This is a genomic window from Variovorax sp. 278MFTsu5.1 (assembly GCF_048305045.1).
GTDB classification, from domain to species: Bacteria; Pseudomonadota; Gammaproteobacteria; order Burkholderiales; family Burkholderiaceae_C; genus Variovorax; species Variovorax guangxiensis.
Map to the genome: position 1 here is coordinate 2,296,163 of NZ_CP157622.1, position 15,259 is coordinate 2,311,421.

At 68.9% G+C, this 15,259-nt stretch carries 18 protein-coding genes; 11 read left to right on the forward strand and 7 right to left on the reverse strand.

The genetic code is table 11. From position 1 onward, the window contains the following. Nucleotides 1-10: 10 nt before the first annotated feature. From ABL844_RS10275 to ABL844_RS10285, 3 genes are read right to left on the reverse strand one after another with little or no spacing between them, the layout of a single operon-like run. A complete protein-coding gene (locus ABL844_RS10275; RefSeq protein ID WP_418131178.1) occupies nucleotides 11-355 on the reverse strand; it encodes a rhodanese-like domain-containing protein in 345 nt (114 codons plus the stop codon). A gap of 20 nt (nucleotides 356-375) precedes the next feature. Then, nucleotides 376-1,053, reverse strand: coding sequence for a protein-L-isoaspartate O-methyltransferase family protein (locus tag ABL844_RS10280; RefSeq protein WP_126024089.1), 678 nt, complete (start codon nucleotides 1,051-1,053; stop codon nucleotides 376-378). A 21-nt stretch (nucleotides 1,054-1,074) separates the two neighbouring features. Further along, entirely contained in the window at nucleotides 1,075-1,797 is a 723-nt protein-coding gene (locus ABL844_RS10285; protein ID WP_126024090.1) for a TetR/AcrR family transcriptional regulator, read from the reverse strand. 102 nt (nucleotides 1,798-1,899) lie between these two features. On the opposite strand from ABL844_RS10285, the gene msrA reads away from it, so the two are divergent. The 6 genes from msrA to ABL844_RS10315 all read left to right on the forward strand — a co-directional run bounded on the left by msrA (nucleotide 1,900) and on the right by ABL844_RS10315 (nucleotide 7,897). Then, nucleotides 1,900-2,451: a peptide-methionine (S)-S-oxide reductase MsrA gene (gene msrA, locus ABL844_RS10290; RefSeq protein ID WP_418131179.1), complete on the forward strand. Its 552-nt coding sequence runs from the start codon at nucleotides 1,900-1,902 to the stop codon at nucleotides 2,449-2,451. Nucleotides 2,452-2,472: 21 nt separating this feature from the next. Then, complete coding sequence (locus ABL844_RS10295; RefSeq protein WP_418131180.1) at nucleotides 2,473-2,853, forward strand: hypothetical protein; 381 nt, start codon at nucleotides 2,473-2,475, stop codon at nucleotides 2,851-2,853. An 83-nt stretch (nucleotides 2,854-2,936) separates the two neighbouring features. Continuing rightward, nucleotides 2,937-5,036, forward strand: a complete 2,100-nt coding sequence (locus tag ABL844_RS10300; RefSeq protein WP_418131181.1) for a TonB-dependent receptor — start codon at nucleotides 2,937-2,939, stop codon at nucleotides 5,034-5,036. A gap of 159 nt (nucleotides 5,037-5,195) precedes the next feature. Further along, entirely contained in the window at nucleotides 5,196-6,149 is a 954-nt protein-coding gene (locus ABL844_RS10305; protein ID WP_369658851.1) for an AEC family transporter, read from the forward strand. A gap of 135 nt (nucleotides 6,150-6,284) precedes the next feature. Next, nucleotides 6,285-6,692 (forward strand): hypothetical protein, encoded by a 408-nt coding sequence (locus tag ABL844_RS10310; protein ID WP_418131182.1) that lies wholly within the window; start codon nucleotides 6,285-6,287, stop codon nucleotides 6,690-6,692. Beyond that, complete coding sequence (locus tag ABL844_RS10315; protein ID WP_369658849.1) at nucleotides 6,686-7,897, forward strand: OmpA family protein; 1,212 nt, start codon at nucleotides 6,686-6,688, stop codon at nucleotides 7,895-7,897. The genes ABL844_RS10310 and ABL844_RS10315 overlap by 7 nt, the downstream gene beginning before the upstream one ends. A 107-nt stretch (nucleotides 7,898-8,004) precedes the next feature. On the opposite strand, the gene pdxH is transcribed toward ABL844_RS10315, so the two are convergent. Beyond that, nucleotides 8,005-8,658 carry a pyridoxamine 5'-phosphate oxidase gene (pdxH, locus tag ABL844_RS10320; protein ID WP_126024097.1) on the reverse strand — a complete coding sequence of 218 codons (654 nt, stop codon included), beginning with the start codon at nucleotides 8,656-8,658 and terminating at the stop codon, nucleotides 8,005-8,007. Between the two features lie 29 nt (nucleotides 8,659-8,687). Here pdxH and ABL844_RS10325 point away from each other — a divergent pair, with 29 nt between their 5' ends. Beyond that, entirely contained in the window at nucleotides 8,688-9,257 is a 570-nt protein-coding gene (locus ABL844_RS10325) for a nucleotidyltransferase family protein (protein WP_418131183.1), read from the forward strand. A gap of 16 nt (nucleotides 9,258-9,273) precedes the next feature. On the opposite strand, the gene ABL844_RS10330 is transcribed toward ABL844_RS10325, so the two are convergent. Together ABL844_RS10330 and ABL844_RS10335 are read right to left on the reverse strand one after the other, a co-directional pair. Beyond that, nucleotides 9,274-9,813 (reverse strand): superoxide dismutase family protein, encoded by a 540-nt coding sequence (locus ABL844_RS10330; protein WP_126024099.1) that lies wholly within the window; start codon nucleotides 9,811-9,813, stop codon nucleotides 9,274-9,276. Beyond that, a complete protein-coding gene (locus ABL844_RS10335) occupies nucleotides 9,810-10,511 on the reverse strand; it encodes a gamma-glutamylcyclotransferase (protein WP_418131184.1) in 702 nt (233 codons plus the stop codon). Before ABL844_RS10335 ends, ABL844_RS10330 begins: the two co-directional genes overlap by 4 nt. A gap of 135 nt (nucleotides 10,512-10,646) precedes the next feature. Between ABL844_RS10335 and ABL844_RS10340 the strand changes: the two genes are divergently transcribed. The 4 genes from ABL844_RS10340 to ABL844_RS10355 all read left to right on the forward strand — a co-directional run bounded on the left by ABL844_RS10340 (nucleotide 10,647) and on the right by ABL844_RS10355 (nucleotide 14,681). Next, the gene (locus ABL844_RS10340) at nucleotides 10,647-11,213 is read left to right on the forward strand and encodes an OmpA family protein (protein ID WP_418131185.1); all 567 of its coding nucleotides are present in this window, start codon (nucleotides 10,647-10,649) and stop codon (nucleotides 11,211-11,213) included. A gap of 193 nt (nucleotides 11,214-11,406) precedes the next feature. After that, nucleotides 11,407-13,248, forward strand: a complete 1,842-nt coding sequence (edd, locus tag ABL844_RS10345) for a phosphogluconate dehydratase (protein ID WP_418131186.1) — start codon at nucleotides 11,407-11,409, stop codon at nucleotides 13,246-13,248. 54 nt (nucleotides 13,249-13,302) lie between these two features. Next, entirely contained in the window at nucleotides 13,303-13,938 is a 636-nt protein-coding gene (gene eda / locus ABL844_RS10350; RefSeq protein WP_369658845.1) for a bifunctional 4-hydroxy-2-oxoglutarate aldolase/2-dehydro-3-deoxy-phosphogluconate aldolase, read from the forward strand. Nucleotides 13,939-13,949: 11 nt separating this feature from the next. Then, nucleotides 13,950-14,681 (forward strand): haloacid dehalogenase type II, encoded by a 732-nt coding sequence (locus ABL844_RS10355; protein WP_418119772.1) that lies wholly within the window; start codon nucleotides 13,950-13,952, stop codon nucleotides 14,679-14,681. Here the strand turns inward: ABL844_RS10355 and ABL844_RS10360 are convergent, their stop codons facing one another. Then, a complete protein-coding gene (locus tag ABL844_RS10360) occupies nucleotides 14,682-15,248 on the reverse strand; it encodes a DUF1697 domain-containing protein (protein WP_418131187.1) in 567 nt (188 codons plus the stop codon). It abuts the gene before it with no gap. Nucleotides 15,249-15,259 lie beyond the last annotated feature (11 nt).

Here is a 15,259-nt window from a genome sequence, read left to right on the forward strand (position 1 = left end):
GGGGAAAGAATCAGTAGCGCGGGACCTTGGGGTCGTGCGAGGACCAGGCGTCGATGCCGCCCGCCACGTTGGCGAGCTGGTCAAAGCCGTTCTGGTGCAGGAAGGCGGCCACGCGCTGGCTGCGCGCACCGTGGTGGCACAGGCAGGCGATCCGGAGTCCGGGTTGGCCGTCATTCAGCTCGGCCAGCCGCCCGGGGATCTCGTTCATCGGAATCGCCACCAGGGTGAAGCCCTGGGGGACGACACTCGCCGTCTGCAGCTCCCAGGGCTCGCGCACGTCGAGCAGCACGGGGGTGGCGTCGGCGTTCTGCGCGAACCAGGCGGCGAGGTCGGCGGGGCGGACTTGGTCGATCATGCTCTGGGTCAACCGTATGCTCAGAACGCGAAGCGCGAGGGCTCGGGGAAGTTCAGCAGGCGCGGCGCCATCGTGTCCCAGGGCTGGATGGTGTCCCACTTGCTCTCGCTGGTGCGGGTCACGAAGTGGGCGCGCATCATCGGCTCGTCACCCACGATGGCCGAGAGGCGGCCGCCGACCTTCAGCGAACCCAGGAGGTTCTGCGGAATGCGTGCGACGGAGCCGCTGAGCACGATCACGTCGAAGCTGGGGCCGCTGGGCAGGGGCACGGAGCCGTCGGCATGGCGCACCTCGACGTTGGTCACGCCGTTGCGGCGCAGCGTCTCGGCGGCGCGGGCGGCCAGCACGGGGTTGATTTCGAGCGAGAGCACCTGCGCGGCGCGGGCGCCCAGCAGCGCGGCCATGAAACCGGAGCCGGTGCCGATCTCGAGCACGGTCTCGTGCTTCTTGATGTGCAGGTCCTGCAGCGTGCGGGCCTCGACCTTGGGCGACAGCATGATTTCGCCGGGCACGGAGCCGTCGAGCAGCGGCAGTTCCATGTCGAAGAACGAGAGGGTGCGGTGCGCGTCGGGGACGTAGTCCTCGCGGTGGATCCGGGCCAGCAGCTCGAGGATGTCGTTGTCGAGCACGTCCCAGGGACGGATCTGCTGCTCGATCATGTTGAAGCGCAAGCGCTCGAGGGTGGGGGTGGGGTTCATGGCGTGGCTTTCCTTGTGGGCTCAGGACAAACCTTCAATTTTAGGTGCCGCCGATGACACCCCCGGTTCGGTCGGCCTTCCGGGACGCACGCTGAGGCCGTTGATCACCACTTCGGCCTGGGTCGCCACGTATTTTTCGGGGTCGAGCGCCGCCGTTGCGTCGACGCAGACCATGGCCGAATGCTTCCAGAGCATGAGAAAGACCATGGGCGCGACCACCGAGTAGATCGCGTGGTCGATGTCCATGGGCGCGAATTCGCCGCTGTCGATGCCGCGCTGGAAGATGCGCCGAAGCAGCTCGTGGCCGGGCCGGACCACCTGCTCGCGATAGAACTCCGCGAGTGCCGGAAAATTGGCGCCCTCGCTCATCATGAGCTTGGTCAGGCCCGAGGCCTGGGTCTTGCCGACGCGCTCCCACCACACGTTCATGCAGTAGCGCAGCATGTCGGCGGTGGTGCCCTCGAAGGCCTCGAACTCGGCATTCCACTCGGTGAAACGGCCTCCGAGGTTCTCCATGACCACGGCCTTGAAGAGCTCTTCCTTGCTCGGGAAGTAGAGAAAGAGGGTGCCCTTGGAAACGCCGGCGCGGGCCGCCACTTCCTCGGAACGTGTCGCCGCAAAGCCTTTCTCGACGAACAGATCGAGCGCGGCCGCCAGCAGTTCGCCGGGGCGCGCCTCTTTTCGGCGCTCGCGCTTGGCGCGCACCGGGCAGATCTTGTCGACGAAGGAGCGGGGCGTGGACATACTCTTAATGACTCGTGGGTTAGTAATGTAGTGACGGGCATCCGTCACGTCAAGCCGCGACAATATCGGGTTCGCCTTTTCAACCTCCGCCGGAGCAGCACCATGTCCACTTCATCGTCGGCCACCGAAACCATCGTCCTGGGTGGAGGCTGCTTCTGGTGCACCGAGGCGGTCTTCGACCGCGTGCAGGGCGTGCTCGACGTCGAATCGGGCTACAGCAATGGCCAGGCCGTCAACCCGACCTACGAGCAGGTCTGCACCGGCCGCACCGGCCATGCCGAGGTGGTGAAGCTCGAATTCGACCCGGCGCAGATCAGCCTGCGCGAGATCCTCGAAATCTTCTTCGTCGTGCACGACCCGACCACGCTCAACCGCCAGGGCAACGACGTCGGCACCCAGTACCGCAGCGGCATCTACTACACGGACGAAGCCCAGAAGCAGGTGGCCGAAGACGTCATCCGCGAGATCGGGGCCAGCAAGACCTACTCCTCGCCCGTGGTCACCGAGGTGGCCCCGCTGGCCAACTACTCGACGGCCGAGGCCTACCACCAGGACTACTTCCTGAACCACCCGAACCAGGGTTACTGCGCCTTCGTCGTCGGCCCGAAGGTCGAGAAGTTCCAGAAGACCTTCGCGTCCCGCCTCAAGGCCTGATGGCCTGAACACGCCCTTTTCGTGCACCTCGCGATCCGACAGTCCCGCCCCCGCTTGACCCGCGCGCTCGCGGTCGTGCTCGCGGCCGCGCTGTGGTTCGCGGGCACGCTGGGGCTGATGCACCGTTCGCTGCACGTGCCGGGCCTGCCGGACGCCGCGGCGCAGGCCGCGGAGGTCGTCCACAAGCACGCGGCTCATCACCTGGCCAGCCTGTTCGGCGATCACACCGACGCCGAATGCCGGCTGTACGACCAGCTCGCCCATGGCTCGGCCGCGCCCGGCGTGCCGCTGGTGGTGCTGCCGGTTTTGCTGCCGTCGGCCACCTTCGCTTTCCTGCAGGGCGAGGCTCTCGCCCGCTGGGTTGCGCTCTTCGACGCGCGCGGCCCGCCTTCCTCTCGCTGAATCCTCCTGTGTGCCGGCTGCTGCTGCACCCGCCTTGCGCGCGGTGGCGGCTGGTCGTCCCTTGATTCACCGAGTTTCCATTCATGACCCCCAATTTCCGTCGCAACGCCATCGGCGTTGCCGTTCTTTCGCTTGCCTCCTTCGCAAGCATGGCCCAGACGCAGGCATCCGATGCTGCCCCGGCCCAGCCCGCCGACGCCGCCAGCCTGCGCGAGATCACCGTCACCGGCAACCCGCTGGGCGCCACCGACCTGATCGCGCCCACCACCGCGCTGTCCGGCGACAAGCTGCTGCTGCGCTCCCAATCGACTCTCGGCGAGACGCTGGACAACGTGCCGGGCGTGAGCAGCAGCTACTTCGGTCCCAACGCCAGCCGGCCGATCATCCGCGGCCAGGACGGCGACCGCATCCGCATCCTGCAGAACGGAGGCGCCGCGCCGGATGCCTCCTCGCTCAGCTACGACCATGCCGTGCCAGTCGATGCGCTGGTCACCGAGCGCATCGAGGTGCTGCGCGGCCCCTCGGCGCTGCAGTACGGCGGCAGCGCCGTGGGCGGCGTGGTCAACGTGATCGACAACCGCATTCCCTCGGAGCCCATCAACGGCTTCGGAGGCCGCGCCGACCTGGGCTATTCCACCGGCAACAAGGAGAAGAACGGCGGCGTGGTGCTCGAAGGCGGCAACGACCGCTTCGCCCTGCACGTCGACGCCTTCAACCGCGACTCGAAGGACGTCTCGGTGCCGATCACCCTCGAGTGCAGCAAGCCCGGCTCGCCCTGGACGGCGCGCAAGATCTGCAATTCGGCCAACGAGGCGAACGGCGGCGCGCTCGGCGGCACGCTGTTCTTCGACCAGGGCTACATCGGCGCCTCGGTCAGCAGCTACCGTAGCAAGTACGGCACGGTGGCCGAGGACGACGTGACCATCAACATGAAGTCCGACCGCTACGCGCTCGAAGGCGAGTGGCGCCCGGGCGGCTTCATCAGCAGCATCCACGCCAAGCTCAGCCACACCGACTACCGCCATACCGAGTTCGAGGGCGGCACGCCCGGCACCACCTTCTCGAACATGAGCAACGACCTGCGCATCGAGGCGCGCCACCGGAAGATCGGCAACTTCGAGGGCCTGGTCGGCTTCAGCAGCGAGACCAATCGCTTCGCCGCCGACGGCGAGGAAGCCTTCGCGCCGCACAGCCGCACGCGCTCCAACGCGTTCTTCCTGCACGAGGAGTACGGCACTTCGTGGGGCCGCCTGAGCTTCGGCGCGCGCACCGAGCAGGTCCGCATCCGCTCGCTGGGCTATCCGGACGATCCGACAGTCACGCGCTTCGCCATCGGCGAGCGCACCTTCAACCCGCACAGCGCTGCATTCGGTGCGCTGGTGAACCTCGCGCCGCAGTGGCAGCTGACCTCGAACCTCGCCTACACCGAGCGCGCGCCCAAGGACTACGAGCTGCTGGCCAACGGCCCGCACGTGGCGACGGGCGCCTGGGAGGTGGGCGATCCGAACCTGAAGAAGGAAAAGTCGACCGGCTTCGACCTGGGCGCGCAATGGAAGTCGGGCCCCAACACGGCCCGCGTGAACGCCTACGTCACGCGCTTTCGCAACTACATCGGCCTGACCGCGACGGGGCGCAGCCTCGACGAGGAGGGCAACGTGGCCGAACCCGGCGCCACCGACACGCTGGCCGAGTACGTCTACGGCGGCGTGCGCGCGCGCTTCACCGGCATCGAGGCCAACGGCAACCTGCGCCTGCTGGGCTCCGATGGCTTCGCACGCATGGACGATGCGGGCACGCTCGACCTGGAATGGCGCGGCGACATCGTGCGCGCCAGGAACCTCGACACCGGCGAGCCGCTGCCGCGCATCGCGCCACTGCGCCTGGGCGCCACGCTGGCCTACAACAACGGGCCGTGGGGCGCGCGCTTCGGCTTCGACTACAACGCCGCCCAGCGCCGCGTTCCCTCGGTGGGCGCACGCGAGACCGATGCCTATACGCTGTGGAACGCCGCCATCACCTACCGCATGAAGGTGCAGCGCGCCAACCTCACCTGGTACGCGCGCATGGACAACATCACGAACAAGCTGGCCTACAGCGCGACCTCGATCCTGACGAGCACGGTGTATCCGAATGCGCCGCTGCCGGGCCGCACGCTGAAGGTCGGCCTGCGCGTGACGTTCTGATCGGTGTGTTTCTCCTCCCCCTCTCTGGGGGAGGGCAACGGTGGGGCAAGCGGCGTCCGATGAGGCCGCGGCCATGCAAAAGCGCCGCCTGCCCCCATCCAACCTTGCCCCGGAGGGGGAAGGGGCAAGACAGGGGAGTCCGTGGGCTATCCTCGCCCGGTGAACTCCATCGTCGTCTCCTCGCTCGTGCCCGTGGTCGTGCTCATCGCCGCGGGCTACCTGGCCGGCAAGCGGCGCTGGATCGGCGGCGGCGCGGTGAAGGATCTTTCTCACCTCATCTTTCTGCTGCTGGCGCCCGCGCTGCTGTTCCGCGCGATGAGCACGGTGCACGTCGAGCAGCTCAGCCTGAAGCCGGTGGCCGCCTACTTCATCGCCTCGGGCCTGCTGTTCGCGGGCACGCTGGCCTTGCGCGGCTTCAACCGCACGGCGGCGGTGATCGCGCTGGCCAACACCTACAGCAACACCGTGATGATCGGCATCGCGCTGATCGGCCTGGCCTATGGAGAGGAGGGCATGGTGGTGCTGCTCACGCTGATCTCGCTGCATTCGCTGGTGCTGCTGACCAGCGCCACTGTGGTGCTGGAGCTGGCCGTGGCGCGCGAGCAGGCCGGCGCCTCCGGCAACGAGAAGCGCCCCTCGATGGCGCGCACCGTGGTGCGTGCGCTGCGCAACGCGATCATCCACCCGGTGCCGCTGCCGATCATCGCGGGCCTGCTGTTCGCGCAGACCGGGCTGGCAATGCCCGAGGCGATCGACAAGCCGATCCAGCTGCTCGGCCAGGCCTTCGGCCCGATCGCGCTGGTGATGGTGGGCATCACGCTCGCGCTCACGCCCATCGGCCGGCACTGGCGCGGCGCGCTGACACAGGCGCTGGTGAAGAACCTGCTGCATCCGCTGCTGGTGGCCCTCATCGGATGGCTGCTGGGTGTGCGCGGCATTCCGCTCACGGTGATGGTGGTGGCGGCCGCGCTGCCCATCGGCGCCAACGTGTTCCTCTTCTCGCAGCGCTACCGCACCGCCGAGGACCTGGTAACCGCCAGCGTCGTGGTGTCGACGGTGCTCGCGCTGGCCACGCTCACGCTCGTGATGATGTGCGTGCAGTGGCTGCCCTGAGTCCTTCGGACTCCTTCAGGTAATTTCTCGCGCACTTTCGCCTTAGCGCTGCCGCCGGGCGCGCCTATGCCGTTCGGCAGGGTGGCCGTTTGGCGAGATGGCGCGCGGCCTTCGCGCACCTACATTTGCCGGCTGATGATTTACCCGGCGCGCTCTTCGCCCCTTCTTGCTATGGCGGTGGTCGCGACGGTGATCGCGCTGCATGGCCGACCCGCGCAGGCAGCCGAGACTGCCGCCGAGGCCCCCAAGCCGTGCCGCACGCCGTGCCTTTCGGCGGGCGTGCCGCGCGAGCCGGCGGAAGCGAAGGCGGAGAAGGCGGAGAAAGCGGACAGGGCCGAGGAGGGGCCGTTGAAACCGAAGCCGGTGGCCAGGGCTCGCCCGCAGCCGGTCGCGCCGCCGCCGTCGCAACCACCCGTGCAACGCGAAGCAGCCGCCGCGCCGCGCCCCGCGCCGTCGAAGCGCTGCACCGAGATCAACATGCGCGCCGCCGTCGGCGAGCCGCTGTCGGACCAGGACATGAAGACATTGAGGAGCCAATGCTGATGACGACCACCATCCAACGCGCTTGCCTGGCGCTGCGCGCGTTCGCGCTGTGCGCTGCCGCCGTGCTCGCCGCCGCCTGCGCGCACCGCCCCGTGCCCGGCAACGCCATGCCCTTCGACCAGGCCGTGAACCAGGCGGTGGACGACCTGATGGTGCAGACGCAGAAGCTGCCGGCCTTCCTGGCCAAGGTGGAGTCGACGCTCACGCAGCGCCGCATCGTGATCGATCCGTTGCTCGAAGGCGCCAGCGGCCAGCAGACCGAGGTGACGCGCGTGGCCGAGCAGCGCATCGTCCAGCGCATGCAGGCGCAGTTCAAGCAGTTCACCGTCTCGCCCTTCAACGCCACCGAGATCGGCAATGCGCAGTACGTGCTCAATGGCACGCTGGTGCGCGACAAGGACGCCTCGGGCGGGCCCTACCGGCTGAACCTGGCGCTCACCGAGATCAAGAGCGGCGTGGTGATCGCGCAGTCGGTAACGCGCATCAGCGACACCTCGCTCGACACACGCCCCACCGCCTTCTTCCGCGACAGCCCGGTGAACGGCAAGGACCGCGGCGTCGAGGGCTACATCCGCACCGCGGAGACGCAGCCCGGCCAGGCCGCCGATGCGCTCTACCTGGAGCGCCTGCCGACCGCCACCGTGCTGCAGGAAGCCACCGCCGCCTACGAGGCCGGCCGCATGAGCGAGGCGCTGAGCCGCTACGAGGCCGCATCTAAGCGGCCCGACGGCCAGCAGCTACGGATCTACAGCGGCCTGTACCTCACGCAATCGCAGCTCGGCCGCACAGCCGATGCCGAGAAGACCTTCGGCACCATCGCCAGGCTCGGGCTCGAAACCAACAACCTGAGCGTGAAGTTCCTGTTCAAGCCGGGCTCGACCGACTTCCTGTCCGACCCGAAGATCAGCGCCGCCTATCCGATGTGGCTGCGCCAGATCGCGCGGCAGGCGGCGCAGATCGATTCGTGCGTGGTGGTCACGGGCCACACCAGCCGCACGGGTTCGGAGGCGGTGAACGAGCGGCTGTCGCTGCAGCGCGCGACGAGCGTGAAGGCGAAGTTGGTGGGAGAGGCCCCGCCGCTGTCGAAGAAGCTGCGCGAATCGGGCATGGGATTCCGCGAGAACATCGTCGGTACGGGCGCCGACGATGCGAGCGACGCGCTGGACCGGCGCGTCGAGTTCAAGGTTGTCGGTTGCGAGGCTTGATTCGCCCCAGGCTGCGCGCACTTCGTGTCGCTTCGCCAGCTCCCTTCCGGTGCAACACCTGCAGCCCGGCAAAGCCGGTTCTGCGGTGTTCCTTCAAGGAGTAGGGGTCAGGGGGCGAGGCGTTCGCGAATCCAGTCGCTGCCCTCAAGCCGGTAGCGCAGCCGGTCGTGCAGGCGGCTCTTGCGGCCCTGCCAGAACTCCCAGCGGTCGGGCACCAGCCGGTAGCCGCCCCAGTGCGGCGGGCGCGGCGGCGAGAGCAGGTGCTTGGCGGCGTAGAGGGCTGCGTTCTTCACCAGCACGTCGCGGCCGCTGATCACTTCGCTCTGCGGGCTGGCCCAGGCGCCGATGCGCGAGTCGAGCGGGCGGCTCGCGTAGTAGGCGTCGCTCTCATCTGCGCCGGCTTTCTCCACCCGGCCCTCGATGCGCACCACGCGTTCCAGCTCGACCCAGTGGAACTGCAGCGACGCATAGGGGTTGCCCGAGAGCTCGCGGCCCTTGCGGCTCTCGTAGTTGGTGTACCAGACGATGCCGCGCGCGTCGTAGCCCTTGATGAGCACGATGCGGCTCGACGGCCGCAGGTCGCTGCCCACGGTGCACAGCGTCATCGCGTTGGGCTCGGGCACCTGTGCCTCGACGGCCTCGGTGAGCCAGCGCTCGAACTGCTTGAGCGGATCGTCGGCGCTGCGGGTCTCATCGAGCTCGGCCCGCTCGTAGCTCTTGCGCAGCGCGGCCAGCGCGTCTTTGGAAAGAGGGGAAGTCATGCCGGGATTGTTGCGCACATACTCGGCCCATGACGACGCAGAAGGCGAATTCCCCGGTGGTGATCGTGCTGGCCTCGGGCCGTGGCGAGCGCTTCATCGCGGCCGGCGGTACCGGCTCCAAGCTCAGGGCGCTGCTGGCCGGCAGGCCGGTGCTGGAGCGAACGCTCGACGCGGTGCGCGCCAGCGGGCTGCCCTGGCATGTGGAAGACGCGGGGCATCCCGGCATGGGCGATTCGATTGCCGCGGCCGTGCGCGCCACTTCCGGGGCTGCCGGCTGGCTGATCCTGCCGGGCGATCTGCCGCTGGTGCAGCCGCGTACGCTGCGGGCCGTGGCGGCCGCTCTGAACGGTGCGGTGAATGCCGTGCAGCCGCAGTACCTGGGGGAGCGCGGCCACCCGGTGGGCTTCGCCGCCGTATGCGGCGCGCAACTGGCGGCGTTGGAGGGGGCTGCCGGCGCGGCGTCCGTCCTGCGGGCGATGCGCGCCATCGATTCGGTCGTCGATCTCGCGGTGGACGACGTGGGCGTCGTCACCGACATCGACACGCCCGAAGCCCTGGCGAGGGCCGAGGCGCTGTGGCTGGCGCGCGAGGGCGCCTAGCTCTTTCTCTCGACGATCAGGGCTTCGCGATCACCGCGCAGGCGATGCGCGGGCCGGAGTTGCCCGCGGGCTGCGTTGTGAAGTCGTCCGGGTCGCGGTGCACCACCAGCGCGCGGCCGACGACGCTGTTGGCTGCGCCCGGCGTGAGCGAGATCGAGTGGTCTTCCACGCTGAAGCGGGCCACGCCCTTGGCGTCGGCCACCAGGCTCGGCAGTTCGCCGGCATGGCTGCCCGGCGCGCCGAACTTGCCGTGCGTGCCGCCGGTCGGGTTGAAGTGGCCGCCCGAGGCATTGCCGTTGTCGCCGCAGTCGCCCTTTTCGTGGATGTGGAAGCCGTGCTCGCTGCCCGGCACCAAGCCGCGCACCTCGCCCGCCACGCGCACGCCATGGTCGAGGGCGGTGAAGGTCACCGTGCCGCGCGTCGGGTTGGGCGTGATCGCGGCGGTCGGCACCAGCTCGACGGCGGAGCTCGGCTTGCCGCCCATGCTGCCGCAGGCGGCCAGCAGGGCCGACGCGAGGAGGGTGGCGCCGATGGCGGTGAGACGACTTTGGTTCATGTGTTTTCCTTGTTGGGTCCGGATGGTTGGGAGGAAGACTTCTTGTCTGCTGACCCCGGAACATATACCGGAGCCTGCGGCACATCGCAATCAGCGGCGTTCTCCGACAGCAGCTGCTCCTTCACCTCGGCCAGCGCCACCAGCCGGGCCAGCGCGGCGTCGTGGATCGAATGGCGCCGCAGCTCCAGCAGCGTCTGCTGGGCGTAGTCGAGCGAGCTGCCGTAGCGGCCCACGGCATTAGCGAAGATGTGGCGGTAGCGCTCGTCGCTGAGTTCGCCCGTGAAGTTGGGGCTGCGCCGCGAGAGCGTGAAAGCCAGCGCGCGCACGTCGCCGTCGGCCGTGCCGCAGCGCAGCCACCTGGGGTCGTACACGCCGGTGGGCATCTCGCGCAGCCAGAGCCGCCGCAGGGTTTCGAGCCCCTCGGCCTTCGGCACGCGGAACACCATGCCGCGGCAGCTGCCGCCGGAGAGCAGCCCGAACACCAGGCCCGGCGTCTGCACGCTGCCCCGGTTCACGCGGCTCCACATCTTCAGCGCCCGGTGCCAGCCGCGCACCCAGGCCTGGCGCCGCTCGACGAAGTCGAACTCGGGCCGCCAGATCAGCGAGCCGTAGCCGAAGAGCCAGAGGTCCTCGTGCCCGCCCCAGTCGGCGATGGCGCGCTCGAGCATCGGCTGCGGGTCGCGCAGGGGCGCGGGCATGGGGTCGAGTCCCGGCGGACCGGGGTTCGGCGCCGGCTCCGACACGGAAGTGCCGGAACCGCCACCTACAATTTCCTGATCATGGTTCACCGCACCATTATTTACCGGCCCCTTCCTTACGGAGCAAGACCCCCGATGAGCGACGACGACAGCCAGCAGAACTTCATCCTCGGATTCGTCATGGCGTTGATCGCCCTGGTGATCTTCTTCGTGGTGGGCATCGCCATCTGGCACAAGGGCCACGGCAACGCGGCCGCTGCCAAGCCGCCGGCGGTGACCGCGATGGTGACGACCATGCCAGCTCCGCCCCCGGCCCAGCCGGCGCCCAAGGTGGCCGAAGTCACCGAGACGGTGACCGTGGTCATCCCCGACGGCGCGAGCATCCGCGTGGTCGACGGCGTGGTGAACTTCTATTTCGCGACCGGCAGCGCCGACCTCGCGCCGGGCGCCGCGGAAGCCCTGGCCGCGGTCATCAAGGGCGTGGAGAGCGGCCGCAAGGCGGTGGTCTCTGGCTTCCACGACACCACCGGCGACGCCGCCATCAACGAGCAGCTCGCGAAGAAGCGGGCTGAGATGGTGCGCGACGTGCTCGTGGGCCTGGGCGTTCCGGCCGCCAAGGTCGACCTGCAGAAGCCCGCCGTGACGGCCGGCTCGGGCAACAACGCCGAGGCGCGCCGTGTCGAGGTCAAGCTGGTCGACTGACAGCCGCCTCGCCGCAAGAACAACAAGCCCGGCCATGCCGGGCTTTTTTGTGCGCGGCCTCTTTCAGCGCGCAACTGGGTAAATTCGTATTGCCCCGCGCTCGGATTTCATCGGGCTGCCGCACCCGGCTTGTTACCATGGGCCTCCAGGCCCAGAGTCGCCCGGGCGACAGCAGCAAGAGCCATAGACCCCCATGAGCAGCAGCACCAACCCCACCGTACGCGATGTCACCGATCGCATCCGCGAGCGCAGCCAGGGGCTGCGCAGCGCCTATCTCACCCGCCTTGCAGAACTCCGCAGCCGCGACCGCGGCTCCGACCGCATGGGCTGCGCCAACGTGGCGCATGCCGTGGCCGGCATTCCGGCCAACGACAAGTTCCGCGTGGTGGCCGAGCGCGCGCCCAACATCGGCATCGTCACCGCCTACAACGACATGCTCTCGGCCCACGCGCCGTACCAGGGCTACCCCGACATCATCAAGAACGAGGCCCGCGGCCTCGGCGCCACCGCCCAGGTGGCCGGCGGCGTGCCCGCCATGTGCGACGGCGTTACGCAGGGCACGCCCGGCATGGAGCTGAGCCTGTTCAGCCGCGACCTCATCGCCATGAGCACCGCCGTCGCGCTCACCCACGACATGTTCGACGCCGCGCTGATGCTCGGCGTGTGCGACAAGATCGTGCCCGGCCTGCTCATCGGCGCGCTGCATTTCGGCCACCTGCCCACCGTGTTCGTGCCGGCCGGGCCGATGCCCTCGGGCCTGTCGAACGGCGCCAAGTCGAAGGTGCGCGAGCAGGCCGCGCAAGGCCTGGTCGGCCGCCAGGGCCTGCTCGACGCCGAGATGGCGGCCTATCACACGCTCGGTACATGCACCTTCTACGGCACCGCCAACAGCAACCAGATGCTGCTGGAGGCCATGGGCCTGCACGTGCCCGGCACGGCCTTCATCCAGCCGGGCGACGCGATGCGCGAGACGCTCACGCGGGAAGCCGTGCGCACGGTGCTGGGCAAGGCGGGCAATGCGCCCTTCGACTGCCCGCCGATCGGCGTGATGGTCGACGAGCGCTGCATCGTCAACGCCATGGTCGCGCTGCTTGCCACGGGCGGTTCCACCAACCACCTGATCCACTGGGTGGCCGTGGCGCGCGCCGCCGGCATCCTGATCGACTGGGACGACTTCTCGAAGCTCTCCGACGTGGTGCCGCTGCTGAGCCGCGTGTACCCCAACGGCAGCGCCGACGTGAACGAGTTCCAGGCCTCGGGCGGCCCCGGCTTCGTGATCGGCGAACTGGTCGATGCCGGCCTCATGCATGCCGACGTGCTGACGGTGCGCTCGGGCGGCATCCGCGAATTCGCGAACATTCCCTCGCTGGCGAGCGGTTCGGATGACAAGCGCCTGCAATGGACCCCTGCCGCACCGCTGAAGAACGAAGCCGTCACCCGCACCGTCGAGAGCCCCTTCAGCGCCACCGGCGGACTCAAACTGCTGAGCGGCAACCTGGGCCGCAGCGTCATCAAGGTGTCCTCGGTGCCCGATGACCGCCACGTCATCGAGGCGCCCGCACGCGTCTTCGATTCGCAGGCCGCGCTGCAGAAAGCGTTCACGGCGGGCGAACTGGAGCGCGACGTTGTCTGCGTGGTGCGCTGGCAGGGTCCGCAGGCCAACGGCATGCCCGAACTGCACAAGCTCACGCCGCCGCTGTCGGTGCTGCAGGGCAAGGGGTTCCGCGTGGCGCTGGTCACCGACGGCCGCATGAGCGGCGCGTCGGGCAAGATCCCGGCCGCCATTCACGTCTCGCCCGAGGCCGCCGCCGGCGGGCCGCTCGCCAAGGTGCGCGACGGCGACCTGATCCGCCTCGACTCCGTCGCGGGTACGCTCGCCGTGTTGCTGCCCGAGGACGAATGGGCCGCGCGCGAGGTCGCGACGATGCCCGAGGCACAACGCATTGCCGACGGGCACGGCCTGGGCCGTGAGCTGTTCGCCGGCATGCGCCGCAATGCACTGACCGCCGAAGAGGGGGCCTGCTCCTGGCTGTGACCAGGGCGGCTTCTTCCACAAGGCGAGGCATACGTAACCAGTTGGAGCCAGGAAATGACTGAAAAACTCACCCCTCTCGACGTGATGCGCGACGCCCCGGTCATTCCGGTGATCGTGCTGAACGATGTGAAAGACGCCATCCCGCTCGCGCGCGCCCTGGTGGCCGGCGGCATCCGCATGCTCGAAGTGACGCTGCGCACGCCGCAGGCGCTGCAGTGCATCGAAGCCATCGCCAAGGACGTGCCCGAGGCCGTGGCCGGCGCCGGCACCATCCGCAGCGCCGCCGACGCGCAGGCCGCGGCGCTTGCCGGTGCGAAATTCGGCGTGAGCCCGGGCTATACGCGCTCGGTCGGCAAGGCATGCCACGACATCGGCCTGCCGCTCTTGCCCGGCGTGGCGACCGGCAGCGAGATCATGACGGCGCAGGAAGACGGCTACACGCAGCTGAAGTTCTTCCCCGCGCTGCAGGCCGGCGGCCTGCCGATGCTCAAGGCATGGCAGGGCCCCTTCGGCGATGTCACCTTCTGCCCGACCGGTGGCATCCATGCCGGCAACGCGGCCGAGTTCCTCGCGCTGTCGAACGTGGCCTGCGTGGGCGGCTCGTGGATCGTGCCGACCGACGCGATCCGCGACGGCGACTGGACACGCATCGAGCAGCTGGCACGCGCCGCGAGCCAACTGCAGCGCTGAGCGCCGCCGCCATGAGCAGCGCTGAATTCGACGCGAGCGATCTCAAGGTCATCGCGTTCGACGTCTTCGGCACCGTGGTCGACTGGCACAGCGGCATCGCCGCCGAGGTCGAGCGCGTGTTCCCTGGCGTGGACGGCGCGGCCTTCGCGCTGGCGTGGCGCGCCGGCTACCAGCCGGCCATGAAGGCGGTGATGGAGCGCATCGCCGCGGGCGAGGGCGGCTTCACGCTGCTCGACGAGCTGCACCTGAGCATGCTCGACCAGGTGCTGCACGACTTCAGCCTGGCCGATCGCATCGACAACGCCGCCAGGCGCGACCTGAGCCGCGCCTGGCACCGCCTGCCGGCATGGCCCGACTCGGTGGCGGGGCTCGCGCGGCTCAAGAAGAAGTTCACCATCTGCACGCTGTCGAACGGCAACATCGGCCTGCTCACCGAGATGGCCAAGCGTGCCGGCCTGCCCTGGGACTGCGTGCTCTCGGCCGAGGTGTTCAAAGCCTACAAGCCCGATCCGCGCACGTATCTCGGCGTGGCGGGCGTGTTCGACGCGACGCCGGGCCAGGTGATGCTGGCCGCCGCGCATCACGACGATCTGGCCGCCGCGCGCGCATGCGGCCTGAAGACGGCCTACATCGAGCGGCCCCACGAGTTCGGCCTCGCGCGGCCGAAGGACGTCTCGCCGAAGCCGGACAACAACCTGCACGCGCGCGACATCAACCAGCTGGCCGAGCTGCTGGGCTGCTGATCAGTCGGCGAGCAGCTTTTCCACCGTGCGCAGGTTGCGCGTCGTGGTGCTCGACTTGTAGCGGGCCTTGCCGAGCAGTTTGGCCACGGGCGTGTCCAGGCTCTCGCCGCGCGGGCATTGCCAGTACAGCACGCCCTTGCCGCGTTCGAGCCGCTCGGTATCGGTATTGGCATCGACCGTGCCGGCCTTTTCCATGATCTCGTCGAGCATCGCCTTGTCGGAGCCGAACACGATGTACGGATGGCGCTCCTCGTCGATGCGTTCGAAGGGGTAGGCAGCGGCGATCGCGGCAACGGTCTTCTGCGTGAGCAGCACGATCCAGGCGTCGTAGCCGAAGCGCTTGCGCAGCGCCTGCTCGATGCGCGTGCGCAGCGCGGCGGCGTCGCTCTCATCGGTGTCGAAGAGCACGTTGCCGCTGGCGAGCACCGTGCGCACCGCGCCGAAGCCCAGTTCGACGAATAGCGCCTTCAGGTCCGCGCTCTTGATCGTGATGCCGTTGACGTTCACGCCGCGCAGCAGCGCGACATGGCGCGTGGCCGTGGCGGCTTGCTTCTTCGCGGTTGCCATGGCGTATCCGG